At 63.7% G+C, this 12802-nt stretch carries 12 protein-coding genes; all 12 read left to right on the top strand.

Going from position 1 to position 12802, the window contains the following annotated elements:
- The 12 genes from nuoK to proS all read left to right on the top strand — a co-directional run bounded on the left by nuoK (position 1) and on the right by proS (position 12732).
- Positions 1–309 (top strand): NADH-quinone oxidoreductase subunit NuoK, encoded by a 309-nt coding sequence (gene nuoK, locus ACODS4_RS12030; RefSeq protein WP_119830568.1) that lies wholly within the window; start codon positions 1–3, stop codon positions 307–309.
- Positions 310–318: 9 nt separating this feature from the next.
- The gene (gene nuoL / locus ACODS4_RS12025) at positions 319–2403 is read left to right on the top strand and encodes an NADH-quinone oxidoreductase subunit L (protein WP_488863878.1); all 2085 of its coding nucleotides are present in this window, start codon (positions 319–321) and stop codon (positions 2401–2403) included.
- A 23-nt stretch (positions 2404–2426) separates the two neighbouring features.
- The gene (locus ACODS4_RS12020) at positions 2427–3953 is read left to right on the top strand and encodes an NADH-quinone oxidoreductase subunit M (protein WP_488863876.1); all 1527 of its coding nucleotides are present in this window, start codon (positions 2427–2429) and stop codon (positions 3951–3953) included.
- Between the two features lie 13 nt (positions 3954–3966).
- Positions 3967–5415, top strand: a complete 1449-nt coding sequence (gene nuoN / locus ACODS4_RS12015; RefSeq protein ID WP_488863875.1) for an NADH-quinone oxidoreductase subunit NuoN — start codon at positions 3967–3969, stop codon at positions 5413–5415.
- A 10-nt stretch (positions 5416–5425) separates the two neighbouring features.
- Positions 5426–6223, top strand: a complete 798-nt coding sequence (locus tag ACODS4_RS12010) for a biotin--[acetyl-CoA-carboxylase] ligase (RefSeq protein ID WP_488863873.1) — start codon at positions 5426–5428, stop codon at positions 6221–6223.
- A 14-nt stretch (positions 6224–6237) separates the two neighbouring features.
- Positions 6238–7011, top strand: a complete 774-nt coding sequence (locus ACODS4_RS12005) for a type III pantothenate kinase (protein ID WP_488863871.1) — start codon at positions 6238–6240, stop codon at positions 7009–7011.
- Positions 7008–8723 (top strand): ribonuclease J, encoded by a 1716-nt coding sequence (locus ACODS4_RS12000; RefSeq protein ID WP_488863869.1) that lies wholly within the window; start codon positions 7008–7010, stop codon positions 8721–8723. Before ACODS4_RS12005 ends, ACODS4_RS12000 begins: the two co-directional genes overlap by 4 nt.
- Positions 8724–8771: 48 nt before the next feature.
- Positions 8772–9176: a methylmalonyl-CoA epimerase gene (mce, locus tag ACODS4_RS11995; protein WP_298370463.1), complete on the top strand. Its 405-nt coding sequence runs from the start codon at positions 8772–8774 to the stop codon at positions 9174–9176.
- 25 nt (positions 9177–9201) lie between these two features.
- Complete coding sequence (locus ACODS4_RS11990) at positions 9202–9453, top strand: DUF1467 family protein (protein ID WP_488863867.1); 252 nt, start codon at positions 9202–9204, stop codon at positions 9451–9453.
- A gap of 514 nt (positions 9454–9967) precedes the next feature.
- Entirely contained in the window at positions 9968–10861 is an 894-nt protein-coding gene (locus tag ACODS4_RS11985) for a hypothetical protein (protein ID WP_488863865.1), read from the top strand.
- Positions 10862–10871: 10 nt separating this feature from the next.
- Positions 10872–11294 carry a hypothetical protein gene (locus ACODS4_RS11980; RefSeq protein WP_488863863.1) on the top strand — a complete coding sequence of 141 codons (423 nt, stop codon included), beginning with the start codon at positions 10872–10874 and terminating at the stop codon, positions 11292–11294.
- Positions 11295–11418: 124 nt separating this feature from the next.
- Positions 11419–12732, top strand: coding sequence for a proline--tRNA ligase (proS, locus tag ACODS4_RS11975; protein WP_488863861.1), 1314 nt, complete (start codon positions 11419–11421; stop codon positions 12730–12732).
- Positions 12733–12802 lie beyond the last annotated feature (70 nt).

Below are 12802 nucleotides of genomic sequence, written 5' to 3'. Positions count from 1 at the left end.
ATGGAGATCGGTCTCGGGCATTATCTGACGGTCTCGGCCATCGTCTTCACTCTGGGTGTCTTGGGGATCTTCCTGAACCGGAAGAACGTCATCGTCATCCTGATGTCGATCGAAATGATGCTGCTGGCGGTGAACCTCAATCTGGTCGCCTTCTCCACGCATCTGCACGATCTGGTCGGTCAGATCTTCGCCATGATTATCCTGACCGTGGCGGCCGCCGAGGCGGCCATCGGTCTGGCCATACTGGTGGTCTACTTCCGCAACCGTGGCTCGATCCGAGTCGAAGACATCAACATGATGAAGGGCTGAGGCGGCGCCATGGAAGTGCTTGTCGTATTCCTCCCGCTTCTGGCGTTCCTCGTCGCCGGATCGATCGCGCTGTTCGGCGGGCCGAAGGCCGCGCCGTCGGCTGCTGGTCACGGGCATGGTCATGACCACGGTCACGATCACCACGCGCAGGGTCATGACGACCACGCGCATCATGATGACGCCCACGACGATGGTCACGACGACCATCACGCCGCAGCCGCGCCGCCCACCTCGGGCGACCGCGCCGCGCAGTTCGTCACGGCGGGCGCCGTGCTGCTCTCGGCGTTCCTGTCCTGGCTGCTGTTCTTCGACGTCGCCGTCGGCGGACATCCGCGCACCATCGAACTGGCGACCTGGATCCGCAGCGGCGGGTTGGACGTGTCGTGGGCGCTGCGCGTCGATCAGCTCACCGCCGTGATGCTGGTGGTGGTCAACACCGTGTCGGCCTGCGTCCATGTCTATTCCGTCGGCTACATGGCCGAGGATCCGCAGAAGCCGCGCTTCATGGGCTATCTGTCGCTGTTCACCTTCGCCATGCTGATGCTGGTGACGGCGGACAACCTCGTTCAGATGTTCTTCGGTTGGGAAGGCGTCGGTCTGGCCTCCTACCTGCTCATCAATTTCTGGTACGAGAAGCCCTCGGCCAACGCCGCCGCGATCAAGGCCTTTCTGGTCAACCGCGTCGGCGACTTCGGCTTTGCGCTCGGCATCTTCGCGATCTTCGTGCTGACCGGCTCCGTCCAGTTCGACGCGATCTTCGCCAAGGCTCCGACCATCACCGGGGTGACGCTGCATTTCCTGAGCTGGGACTTCAACGGCCTGACCATCGCCTGCCTGCTGCTGTTCATGGGCGCGATGGGCAAGTCGGCGCAGCTTGGCCTGCACACCTGGCTGCCGGACGCGATGGAAGGCCCGACCCCGGTGTCGGCGCTCATCCACGCCGCCACCATGGTGACGGCGGGCGTGTTCATGCTGTGCCGCCTGTCGCCGGTCTTTGAATACGCGCCGTCGGCGCTGGAAGTCGTCGCGGTGATCGGCGGTTTGACCGCCTTCGTCGCGGCGACCATCGGTTTCACCCAGTTTGACATCAAGCGGGTCATCGCCTATTCGACGATGAGCCAGCTTGGCTACATGTTCTTCGCGGTGGGCGTGTCGGCTTATGGCGCGGCCATGTTCCACCTGTTCACGCACGCCTTCTTCAAGGCGCTGCTGTTCTTGGGCGCCGGTTCGGTCATCCACGCCCTGCATCACGAGCAGGACATGCGGAAGATGGGCGGCGTCTGGCGCAAGATCCCCTTCACCTACGCGGTGATGTGGATCGGCAATCTGGCGCTCGCCGGTCTGCCTTTCTTCGCCGGTTTCTATTCCAAGGACATGATCCTGGAGGCGGCTTACGCTTCGGGCAGCCCGGTTGGTCGCTTCGCCTTCGCGCTGGGCATCGCCGCCGCTCTGCTGACGGCTTTCTACTCCTGGCGTCTGCTGTTCATGACCTTCCATGGCAAGCCGCGCATGGAGAAGTCGGTCTACGACCACGCCCATGAATCGCCGATCACCATGCTGGTTCCGCTGGCGGTGCTGGCGTTGGGCGCGCTGTTCGCGGGCGTCGGTTTCCACCAATGGTTCATCGGCCATGACCGCGCGGAGTTCTGGGGCAAGGCCATCCTGGCGTTGCACGAGCATGACAGCATCGAGGCCGCGCACCATCATCTGCCCGGTTGGGTGGGCATCGCGCCGTTGGTCGTCGGTTTGATCGGCATCGCCGCCGCCTACATCGCCTACATCCAGATCCCCAGCCTGCCCGCGACCTTCGCGCGGCTGTTCAAGGGGCTGCACCAGTTCCTGTACAACAAATGGTACTTTGACGAGCTGTACGACGCGCTGTTCGTCCGTCCGGCCAAGGCCCTGGGCCATGGCTTGTGGAAGTCGGGCGACGGCGCGCTGATCGACGGCGTCGGCCCCGACGGGGTCGCGGCGGCCACCCGCGACATCGCGGGCCGCGCCAGCCGGTTGCAGTCGGGGTATGTCTATCATTACGCGTTTGCCATGGTGATCGGCGTCGTTCTGCTGATCGCTTGGCTTTCCGTGTTCGGTTGAGCGGTTGAGGGGGAACTACAAAAATGGCTAGCTGGCCGCTCCTGTCGTTCACGACCTTCCTGCCGCTCGTCGGTGTGGCGTTGATCCTGCTGTTTTGCAGGGGCACGTCGCCGGATGTGGTGCGGAACGTCCGCTACATCGCGCTGTGGACGACACTCGTCACCTTCGTGCTGACGCTGTTCATTTGGATCAACTTCGACCCGCGCAATCCCGGCTACCAGTTGGTCGAGAAGGCGCCGTGGATCCCGGACTTCGGCATCACCTATCACATGGGCGTCGACGGCATTTCGGTGCTGTTCGTCGTCCTGTCCGGCTTCCTGATGCCCATGTGCGTCCTGGCGAGCTGGGAATCGGTGCAGATGCGGGTCAAGGAGTACATGATCGCCTTCCTTGCGCTGGAAACCCTGATGATCGGGATGTTCTGCGCGCTGGATTTCGTTCTCTTCTACATGTTCTTCGAGGGCGTGCTGATCCCGATGTTCCTCATCATCGGGATCTGGGGCGGCGGGCGTCGCGTGTACGCGGCGTTCAAATTCTTCCTCTACACGCTGCTCGGCTCGGTCCTGATGCTGCTGGCGATCCTGGCCATGTATTATGTGGCGGGCACCACCGACATCCCGACGATCACCGCGACCCAGTTCCCGCGCAACATGCAGCTCTGGCTGTGGCTGGCCTTCTTCGCCTCCTTCGCCGTGAAGGTGCCGATGTGGCCGGTCCACACCTGGTTGCCCGACGCCCACGTCGAGGCGCCGACCGCCGGTTCGGTCATTCTGGCCGGCGTGTTGCTGAAGATGGGCGGTTACGGCTTCCTGCGCTTCAACATTCCGATCCTGCCGGAAGCGACCGAGTATTTCACCCCGCTGATCTACACCCTGTCGATCATCGCCGTGATCTACACCTCGCTGGTCGCGCTGGCGCAGGAAGACATGAAGAAGCTGATCGCCTATTCGTCGGTCGCGCATATGGGCTTCGTCACCATCGGCATGTTCGCGCTGAATCAGCAGGGCATCGAGGGTTCCGTGTTCCAGATGCTGTCGCACGGCGTCGTCTCGGGCGCGCTCTTCCTGTGCGTCGGCGTCGTTTATGATCGGCTGCACACCCGCGAGATCGCCCGTTACGGCGGTCTGGTGAAGAACATGCCGAAATACGCCGTCATCTTCCTGTTCATGACGATGGCCTCGGTCGGTTTGCCCGGCACCGCTGGTTTCGTCGGCGAATTCCTGGTTCTGCTGGGCGTCTTCCGCGACAACACCTGGGTCGCCGCGCTGGCCGCGACGGGCATGGTGCTGGGCGCCGCCTACGCGCTGTGGCTCTACCGCCGCGTCGTCTATGGCAAGCTGGTGAAGCCGGACGTCAAGGCGATGTTCGACCTCAGCGCCCGCGAGGTCGCCATCTTCGTGCCGCTGGTCGCCGTGGTTCTGTGGATGGGCGTTTACCCGAGCAGCTTCCTGAACGTGACCTCGGCGTCGGTCGAGCATCTGATCCAGACCTACCAGACCAAGCTGGCCGCGTCGCACGCCGCGTCCGGCGTGTCGGTCGCCGCGCGCTAAGGGGTTCTTCGACATGACCGCAGTGTTTCCCGACATCTGGCCGGCCCTGCCGGAGATCTTCCTCGCGGTCGCGGGGATGGCTCTGCTGCTGATCGGCGTTTTTCGCGGCGACGGGTTCACCCGCCCCGTGTCCTATCTGACCGTGGTCGTCATGCTGCTCGCCGCCATACTGGCGATGGGCTATGGCGCGGGCCGCGTCGTCACCTTCAATGGCCTGTTCGTGATGGACGCCTTCGGCGTCTTCATGAAGGTGCTGGTTCTGGTCTCGGCGGCGCTGTCCGTCATCCTCTCGCTCGGTTTCAATGAGCGGGAGCAGATGGCGCGGTTCGAGTATCCGGTGCTCATGCTGTTCGCCACGCTCGGCATGCTGATGATGATTTCGGCCAACGATCTCATCTCTCTCTATGTCGGTCTGGAGACGCAGAGCTTGGCGCTGTACGTCATCGCGGCCTTCCGCCGCGACAGCGCGAAGTCGTCGGAAGCCGGTTTGAAGTATTTCGTCCTCGGCGCGCTGTCGTCGGGCATGCTGCTGTACGGCGCTTCGCTGCTCTACGGCTTCGCCGGGACGACCTCCTTCGACAAGATCGCCGCTTTGTTCGCCGGTGGCGCCCACGCCTCGCCGGGTGTGGTGATCGGTTTGGTGTTCGTGCTGACCGGCTTGGCCTTCAAGGTGTCGGCGGCCCCGTTCCACATGTGGGCGCCGGACGTCTATGAAGGCGCGCCGACCCCGGTGACGGCCTTTTTCGCCGCCGCTCCCAAGGTCGCCGCCATCGCGCTGCTCACCCGCGTTCTGATCGAGCCGTTCGGTCATCTCACCGCCCAGTGGCATCAGGTTCTGGTCGCCACCGCCGTGCTGTCGATGCTCATCGGCTCCTTCGCCGCGATCATGCAGACCAACATCAAGCGTCTGATGGCCTACAGCTCCATCGGCCATGTCGGTTACGCGCTGGTCGGTCTGGCGGCGGGCAACCAGGACGGCGTGCGCGGCGTGCTGATCTACATGGCGCTCTACGTCGCCATGAACATCGGCGCCTTCGCCGTCATCCTCAGCATGAAGGCCAAGGGCCTGATGCTGGAGCAGATCAAGGACTTCGCCGGTCTGTCGAAGACCAACCCGATGCTGGCGGCGACCATGGCGATCTTCATGTTCTCCATGGCCGGCATTCCGCCGATGGCCGGTTTCTTCGGTAAGCTCTATGTCTTCCTGGCCGCCATCGAGGTGCAGGATTACACGCTGGCCGTCATCGGCGTGCTGACCAGCGTGGTCGGCGCCTTCTACTACCTGCGCATCGTCAAGATCATGTATTTCGACGAGCCGCTGGTGGCGGTGGACAAGGTCGAGGATGACGGCATGACCGGCGTCCTGGTCGTCACCAGCCTGTTCACGCTGCTGTTCTTCGTCGTTCCGGCCCCGATCCTGAACAGTGCGGCGGCTGCGGCGGCCGCGCTGTTCGCCGGGTGATGATGCCCGGATGAGCGGTGGTTCAAACGAAGCGGAGGCGGCGCGCGTGCGTCTGCCTCCCGGCTTCCGCATCAAGGCCTTCGACTCCGTCGGCAGCACGAACGACGAAGCGAAGGCTTTGGCGCGTTCAGGGGCCGGTGAGGGGACGGTTGTCTGGGCGCGACGCCAGGAGGGCGGGCGCGGTCGGCGCGGGCGCGCCTGGACCTCGCCGGAGGGCAATCTCTACAGCTCCATCATCCTGCGTCCCAACCGCTTGCCCGCCGACGCCGCGCAGATTTCCTTCGTCGCCGCTCTGGCGATCGCTGAGACGGCGGAGGCGGTGTTGCCCGATCCGTCGGGCGTCCGCTGCAAATGGCCGAACGACGTCCTGATCCACGGGCGCAAACTGTCCGGAATTCTTCTGGAATCGGAACCGACGCCGTCCGGTCTGGTGTCCTGGGTGGTGTTGGGGGTCGGCGTCAATCTGCGCCATTTCCCGGAGACGACGGATTACGCGGCGACTTCGCTGATCGCCGAGGGCGCGCCGGTTCTGGCCCCGTCGGCCCTGCTGGAAATTTACGCCGAACGCTTGGCCGTCTGGTACCAGCGGTGGTTGGAGTTCGGTTTCCCCCCGATCCGGGCGGCTTGGCTGGACCGCGCGCGCGGCTTGGGCGCGCCAATTCTGGTCCGTTTGGCCGACCGCACAATCTCCGGTGTCTTCGTGGATCTGGACAGCGACGGCGTTCTGTTGCTTGATCCACAGGATGGTGGTCCCCGCCAGCGGATCACCGCTGGCGACGTGTTTTTCCCTCAACCGCCCGCAGCCTGAAACGGACGTTCGCCATGTTGCTCGCCATCGACGCCGGAAACACGAATGTGGTGTTCGCCATTTATGACGGCGACCGCCAACGCGGCATCTGGCGCACCGCGACCGATCCCAAGCGCACATCCGACGAATATATGGTGTGGCTGACCCATCTGATGGCGCTGAAGGGGTTGAAGCCGGTGGACATCCACGGCGCGGTCATGGCCAGCGTCGTTCCGGGGGCCACCTTCAACCTGAAGCGGCTGTGCAAGGATCATTTCGGCTGCGAGCCGGTGATCGTCGGCCAGCCCGAGGTTGATCTGGGGACCAAGGCCCTGGTGGACCGCCCGGAAGAGGTCGGGGCCGACCGGCTGGTCAACACGGTGGCGGCGGCGGCGACCTACAAGACGCCGTTGATCGTCATTGATTTCGGCACGGCGACCACCTTCGATGTGGTGGACGCCGAGGGCAATTATCGCGGCGGCGTCATCGCGCCCGGTCTGAACCTGTCGCTGGAAGCCTTGCAGAAGGCGGCGTCGAAGCTGCCGCGCGTGGAAATCCAGCCGCCCGCCGAGGTGATCGGCAAAAACACCATCGCCTGCATGCAATCGGGCATCTTCTGGGGCTATGTCGGCCTCATCGAAGGGCTGGTCGCCCGAATTCGCGCCGAATATGGCGCCCCGATGACGGTGATCGCCACCGGCGGATTGGCTGTTCTTTTCGCCAAGGCGACCCATGTCATCGAACACACCGACGGCGAGCTGACGCTTCGCGGTCTCCTTCTGATCCACAAGCGCAACATGAGCAAATGACCCAATCCTCCCAGGCAGCCGCCGGTGCATCCAAGAGTCCGGCGGACCCCTTCGTTCCGGAGGATGACGCGCTTTATTTTCTGGCGCTCGGCGGTTCCGGCGAAATCGGGATGAACCTCAACCTCTACGGCCATCGCGGCAAGTGGCTGATGGTCGATCTCGGCATTTCCTTCGCCGACGACACCATGCCGGGGTTGGACGTCATCATGCCCGATCCCAGCTTCATCGTGGAGCGGCGGGAGGATCTGGTCGGTCTGGTGGTGACGCACGCGCACGAGGATCATCTCGGCGCCGTTCAGTATCTGTGGCCGGAATTGCGCTGCCCGGTCTATTGCACGCCCTTCACCGCGTCGGTTCTGCGCGCCAAGCTGCATGAGCGGGGTTTGAGCGGCGTCGTGCCGATCCACGAAATCCCGCTCGGCGGGTCGCTGGAGGCCGGTCCATTCGCGGTGGAATACGTCACCATGACGCATTCGATCCCGGAGCCGAACGCGCTCGCCATCCGCACCTCGGCGGGGACGGTGGTGCACACCGGCGATTGGAAGCTGGATCCCGATCCGTTGATCGGCACGGTGGCCGACGAAAAGCGGTTGCGCGAGATCGGCGACGAAGGGGTGTTGGCCCTGGTCGGCGACAGCACCAACGCTCTGGTGCCCGGCTGGACCGGGTCGGAAGCGACGGTGCGGGCCAGCCTGACCGATCTGATCGGGCGGTATCCCAACGTGCGGGTGGCGGTCAGTTGCTTCGCCACCAACGTCGCCCGGCTGGAAAGCATCGCGGTGGCGGCGGCGGCCCATGATCGGCATGTCGCGCTGGTCGGGCGGTCGCTGTGGCGGATCAACGACGCGGCGCGGGCCAACGGCTATCTGAAGGACGTGCCGAAATTCCTGTCGGAGCATGACGCGGGCTATCTGCCGCGCGAAAAGCTGGTGCTGATCTGCACCGGCAGCCAGGGGGAGCCGCGTTCGGCCCTCGCCCGCATCGCTGGAAACGACCACCCGCAAATCACCCTGTCGCGCGGCGACGTCGTCGTCTTCTCCTCGCGCGAGATTCCCGGCAACGAGCGCGCCATCGGGCGGATGCAGAACCAGTTGGTGACTCAGGGCATCGAGCTGGTGACGGCGGATGAGGAGGCGATCCACGTCTCCGGCCATCCGGCGCGGGACGAGCTGGTGCGCATGTACCAGTGGGTGCGCCCGCGCATCGCCGTGCCGGTCCATGGCGAGCAGCGCCACCAGCAGGCGCACGCGGCCTTGGCGCAGGAATGCCAGATCCCGGACCAGATCGTCCCGGCGAACGGCGAGTTGATCCGGCTAGGCCCCGACGGCCCGGCCCGCGTGGTCGCCCATGTCCGCTCGGGCCGCATGGCGCTGGACGGCAAGCGCCTGATCCCGCTCGACAACGGCATGATGCGCACGCGCAGCCGCATGGTGAACAACGGCGCCTCCGTGGTCACGTTGGTGATGACGGCGCGCGGCGAGTTGGTGACGGCGCCGCAGGTGGCGGTGATGGGGCTGATCGACGAGGTGGCCGACCGCGACATGCTGCTGGACGTCGTGGACGCGGTGCGCGAGGCGGTGGCCGGTCTGTCGAAGATTGCGCGCGCCGACGACGCCCAAGTGAAGGAGGCGGCGCGCATCGCCGTGCGCCGCTGCTTCAATGCGTCTCATGGCAAGAAGCCGGTCACGGATGTTCATTTGGTCCGCGTTTGACGGCGGTGAACAGCCTACCGTCTGCGGCCACGAGCTTGTGAGGACACCATGATCGGAAAATTGAACCACGTCGCCATCGTCGTTCCCGACCTGTCGGCGGCCACGGCCCTCTACCGCGACACGCTGGGGGCCGCCGTGTCGGCCCCGGTCGATCTGGCGGCGCATGGCGTGACGGTGGTGTTCGTCACCCTGCCGAACACCAAGATCGAGCTGCTGCACCCCTTCGGCGAGAAATCGCCCATCGCGCCCTTCCTGGAAAAGAACGCGTCGGGCGGCATCCATCATATTTGCTATGAGGTGGATGACATTCTGGCGGCGCGCGACCAGTTGAAGGCGCAGGGCGCGCGGGTGTTGGGCGATGGCGAACCCAAAATTGGCGCCCATGACAAACCCGTGCTGTTCCTGCATCCGAAGGATTTCTGTGGCACGCTGGTGGAGTTGGAACAGGCCTGACGCCTGAACGATCAAGGGGGGCACGATGGACGGCTGGATCTCGGGCATTTTTGTCTACGTCGTGGTCTGGTGGGTGGCGCTGTTCGCCGTGTTGCCCTGGGGGGTTCGCATATCTGAGAATCCCGAACCGGGCATGGCGTCCAGCGCCCCGGTCGAACCGCGCATGTGGCGGAAGGTTCTGGCGACCTCGGTCGTCGCGCTGGTGATTTGGTTGGTGATCTACGCCATTGGCCAGTCGGGTTTGGTGTCCTTCCGCGACATGATTAAGGATATGTGAGCGCGCCTTCCGGCTCTCGCGCGACCTGACGGACGCCGTCAAGAAGACGGCGCGCCGCTGTTCCCTTGTTTGGCGGGTGGGCGCGACGGCCTAAAAAAAAGGCAAAACCCTGCGGTGTTTTTCACCATTCGATCAATGCTTTGGCAGAATCGCAAAAATATTAGGCACAAGGCCGATCTGCCTGTCTTTTCATCTTGCCAACCCGGCGGGGCAGGTTCACAGTTTCACATGTGATTGGAGGGAATAGCGATGTTCCCTCTCGTCCGACGCCTGGTGGCGATTCCTCCCTAAACTCAAAAGGCCGCGCCGCATCCGCCGCGCGGTCTTTTTTTAACCGCCGCCACCCGATTGCGGATCAATTCGTCGGATGATTCCTTTCCGTTTGCGTTGCAGAAAACGTTAACAGTTTACTTGGTAATGTTGCTTCGATTACCACATGGTTGTCACGTGATCGGCGGAGCCGGACGGGCAGCAACCACGCTCAGGCGCGGAAGGAAGGACAGTCGAGGCGTTAATGGCCGCGAACGAGAATGAACGCTTTGACCAGTTCGCTGCGGTTTTGGCGACTGAACTGTTGGAGCGAACCAAAAAAAGCATGGAGCTGCTGGCGCCAGAGCTACAGCCATGCTCGAAATTGCCATTCATTCAAACGCCATCATTCGTTGAATTTTACGCTGATCTTGTCCGCGTCGGCATTCTCCCGGTTGTTCTCAGCCGCCGCCCGGTTCGGGCGATTGTTGGTGACGTCGATTGGAAGCGTGAAGGGCGTGAGTATTTGTTGACGGTGTTGGACGACCGTTCCAACGGCGTGTTCACCGCTTGGGATTTCGCCTGGGATTCGCTGTGGGACGAACGCAAGGTCAGCGCCGATTCCAGCGGCGGCGCCAGTAAGGAAAAAAAAGGCTTTTTCAGCGGCTTGTTTGGTCGGAAGTCTCAGCCGAAGCAGGATCAGCGGTCGACGGAAGACGGGGAAAGCGTGATGGCCGGTCTGCACACCATGCTGACCGAATTGGCCGAGCGGCGGGGGTTTCTGCCGTTGTTCCATGACGACGTCCGCATCCTCAAGGGCATGCCGCGCGTCAAGCCGGGGCGTCTGGCGCAGGCCTGGAAAGAAATCAGCCAGTACCATCATCAGGAATTTTATCTGTCCGAGAAGGAGCAGGCCAAACCCGGCGTCACGTCGGAGTGCTTGCAGAAATGGCATTACAATCTGCCGGACAAGATCGGCGAGTTCCTGGTGCTGAAAGCCGCCGTGGATTTGGAGCATGTGAACAAGCCCTTCATCGGCAAATACATCCGCCAATCCGCCCGCACGCAGGAAGAGGCGGAAAAGGGCATGCCTTATTTGACGGTTTATTGGAAAACCATGTCGAATCCGGTGGTGGTTCAGCAAACGCACACTCTGTGAAGGAACGGCGATGAGGCGCGTGGGCTTGATGGTGGGGACGGGCCTTTTGGCTCTGTGCGGCGCGGCCCAGGCCCAGCAGGGACGACCAACCGTCGATCCGGCGCTGTGCCGGGCGCTCACCCGCCATCAACCGACTCCGGACGTCGCCTACAAGCCGGGGGTGGACGTCAAGGGGCGGGCGGTGGCCCCCGCCGATCTGCCGGGGTCGGCGGGATCAAGCCTGTCGAACGAACGTTTCGAGATTCCGTTGACGCTGGATCTGGCGCGCCGCCTGGGGGTGAAGGTTCCCACCGCTGGGTTGCCAACCGCTGGGCTGCCCGGCGCCATGGAGATTGGCCGGATGACGCTGGACGGCGGTCGGCTGCTGTTGAACGGCCAACCCTTGGGCGGCGCGTCGGAGGCCGAACTCGTCGCGCTGTGCCGGGGGCGCTGACCGGGGCTTTCCGGTCGCGCCGCAGTGGACAAGCGGGGGCGTCCTACCTAAAGTCGCTTTCCCGACCAGCGTTGCGGACCCGACGGCCCGCGCGACTCCGAACCTTGCACACGAGAGCAGAGCCATGCGGCTGTCCAGCTTCTTCATGCCGACCCTCAAGGAGACCCCGACCGAGGCGCAGATCGTCTCCCACCGCCTGATGCTGCGGGCCGGGATGATCCGCCAGACCAGCGCCGGGATCTACGCCTGGCTGCCGCTGGGCCATCGGGTGCTGAAGAAGATCGAGCAGATCGTCCGCGAGGAGCAGAACGCGGCGGGCGCTCAGGAACTGTTGATGCCGACCATCCAATCGGCGGATCTGTGGCGCGAAAGCGGTCGTTACGACGATTACGGCAAGGAGATGCTGCGCATCACCGACCGTCACGAGCGTGAGATGCTGTTCGGCCCGACGAACGAGGAGATGATTACTGACATCTTCCGGACCTTCGTCAAAAGCTACCGCCAGTTGCCGCTGAATCTCTACCACATTCAATGGAAGTTCCGGGACGAGATCCGCCCGCGCTTCGGCGTGATGCGTGGGCGTGAGTTCTTGATGAAGGACGCCTATTCCTTCGACATCGACGCCGACAGCGCCCGCCGGTCCTATCAGAAGATGTTCCTGGCCTATCTGCGGACCTACGCCCGCTTGGGCCTGAAGGCGATCCCGATGCGCGCCGACACCGGCCCGATTGGCGGCGATCTCAGCCACGAGTTCATCATTCTGGCCGACACCGGCGAAAGCGGCGTGTTCTGCCACAAGGATTGGATGGAGCTGGACGTTCTGAAGGACGCGCCGGGCTTCGACGACGATCTGCAACCCTTCTTCGATCAGGTGACGGCGATCTACGCGGCGACCGACGAGAAGCACGACGCGGCGAGCTGCCCGGTGGGCGAGGCCGATCTGGTGTCGGCGCGCGGCATCGAGGTTGGCCACATCTTCAACTTTGGAACCAAATACTCCAAGCCGATGAACGCCGTGGTCGCCGGGCCGAACGGCGAGTCGATCCCGGTCGAAATGGGATCCTACGGCATCGGCGTGTCACGCCTGATGGGCGCGATCATCGAGGCCAGCCACGACGACAACGGCATCATCTGGCCGGATTCGGTGGCGCCCTTCAACGTCGGCCTCATCAATCTGAAGGTCGGCGATTCCGAGACGGATCGCGTCTGTCTGGACCTGTACGGCAAGCTCCAGGCCGCCGGTCTGGACGTCGCCTACGACGACCGCGACGAGCGTCCGGGCGCCAAATTCGCCGACATGGACCTGATCGGCGTGCCGTGGCAGTTGGTGGTCGGGCCGCGCGGACTGAAGTCCGGCGTGGTTGAGTTGAAGCGCCGCGCGACCGGCGAAAAGGAAGAGCTGTCGGTCGAGGCGGCGTTGGCCAAGCTGACGGCGTAACTTCGCCTTTGCGGCGTCACAGTCGGTGTGTAGGTTGAGCGCGCCTGTCGGGTTCGGCCATCCTTGAGCA

The sequence above is a fragment of the Azospirillum sp. FG154 genome (genome assembly GCF_057809575.1).
The sequence above is the reverse complement of the archived record's forward strand: the minus strand, read 5'-3'. Positions and strand labels throughout refer to the sequence as shown.

Excerpts from the sequence above, each read along its gene's own strand:
- ACODS4_RS12005 (WP_488863871.1), top strand. The coding sequence starts at position 6,238 with ATGTTGCTCGCCATCGACGCCGGAAACACGAATGTGGTGTTCGCCATT.
- ACODS4_RS12000 (WP_488863869.1), top strand. The coding sequence starts at position 7,008 with ATGACCCAATCCTCCCAGGCAGCCGCCGGTGCATCCAAGAGTCCGGCG.
- nuoK (WP_119830568.1), top strand. The coding sequence starts at position 1 with ATGGAGATCGGTCTCGGGCATTATCTGACGGTCTCGGCCATCGTCTTC.
- mce (WP_298370463.1), top strand. The coding sequence starts at position 8,772 with ATGATCGGAAAATTGAACCACGTCGCCATCGTCGTTCCCGACCTGTCG.
- ACODS4_RS11980 (WP_488863863.1), top strand. The coding sequence starts at position 10,872 with ATGAGGCGCGTGGGCTTGATGGTGGGGACGGGCCTTTTGGCTCTGTGC.
- ACODS4_RS11990 (WP_488863867.1), top strand. The coding sequence starts at position 9,202 with ATGGACGGCTGGATCTCGGGCATTTTTGTCTACGTCGTGGTCTGGTGG.
- ACODS4_RS12010 (WP_488863873.1), top strand. The coding sequence starts at position 5,426 with ATGAGCGGTGGTTCAAACGAAGCGGAGGCGGCGCGCGTGCGTCTGCCT.
- proS (WP_488863861.1), top strand. The coding sequence starts at position 11,419 with ATGCGGCTGTCCAGCTTCTTCATGCCGACCCTCAAGGAGACCCCGACC.
- nuoL (WP_488863878.1), top strand. The coding sequence starts at position 319 with ATGGAAGTGCTTGTCGTATTCCTCCCGCTTCTGGCGTTCCTCGTCGCC.
- ACODS4_RS11985 (WP_488863865.1), top strand. The coding sequence starts at position 9,968 with ATGGCCGCGAACGAGAATGAACGCTTTGACCAGTTCGCTGCGGTTTTG.
- nuoN (WP_488863875.1), top strand. The coding sequence starts at position 3,967 with ATGACCGCAGTGTTTCCCGACATCTGGCCGGCCCTGCCGGAGATCTTC.
- ACODS4_RS12020 (WP_488863876.1), top strand. The coding sequence starts at position 2,427 with ATGGCTAGCTGGCCGCTCCTGTCGTTCACGACCTTCCTGCCGCTCGTC.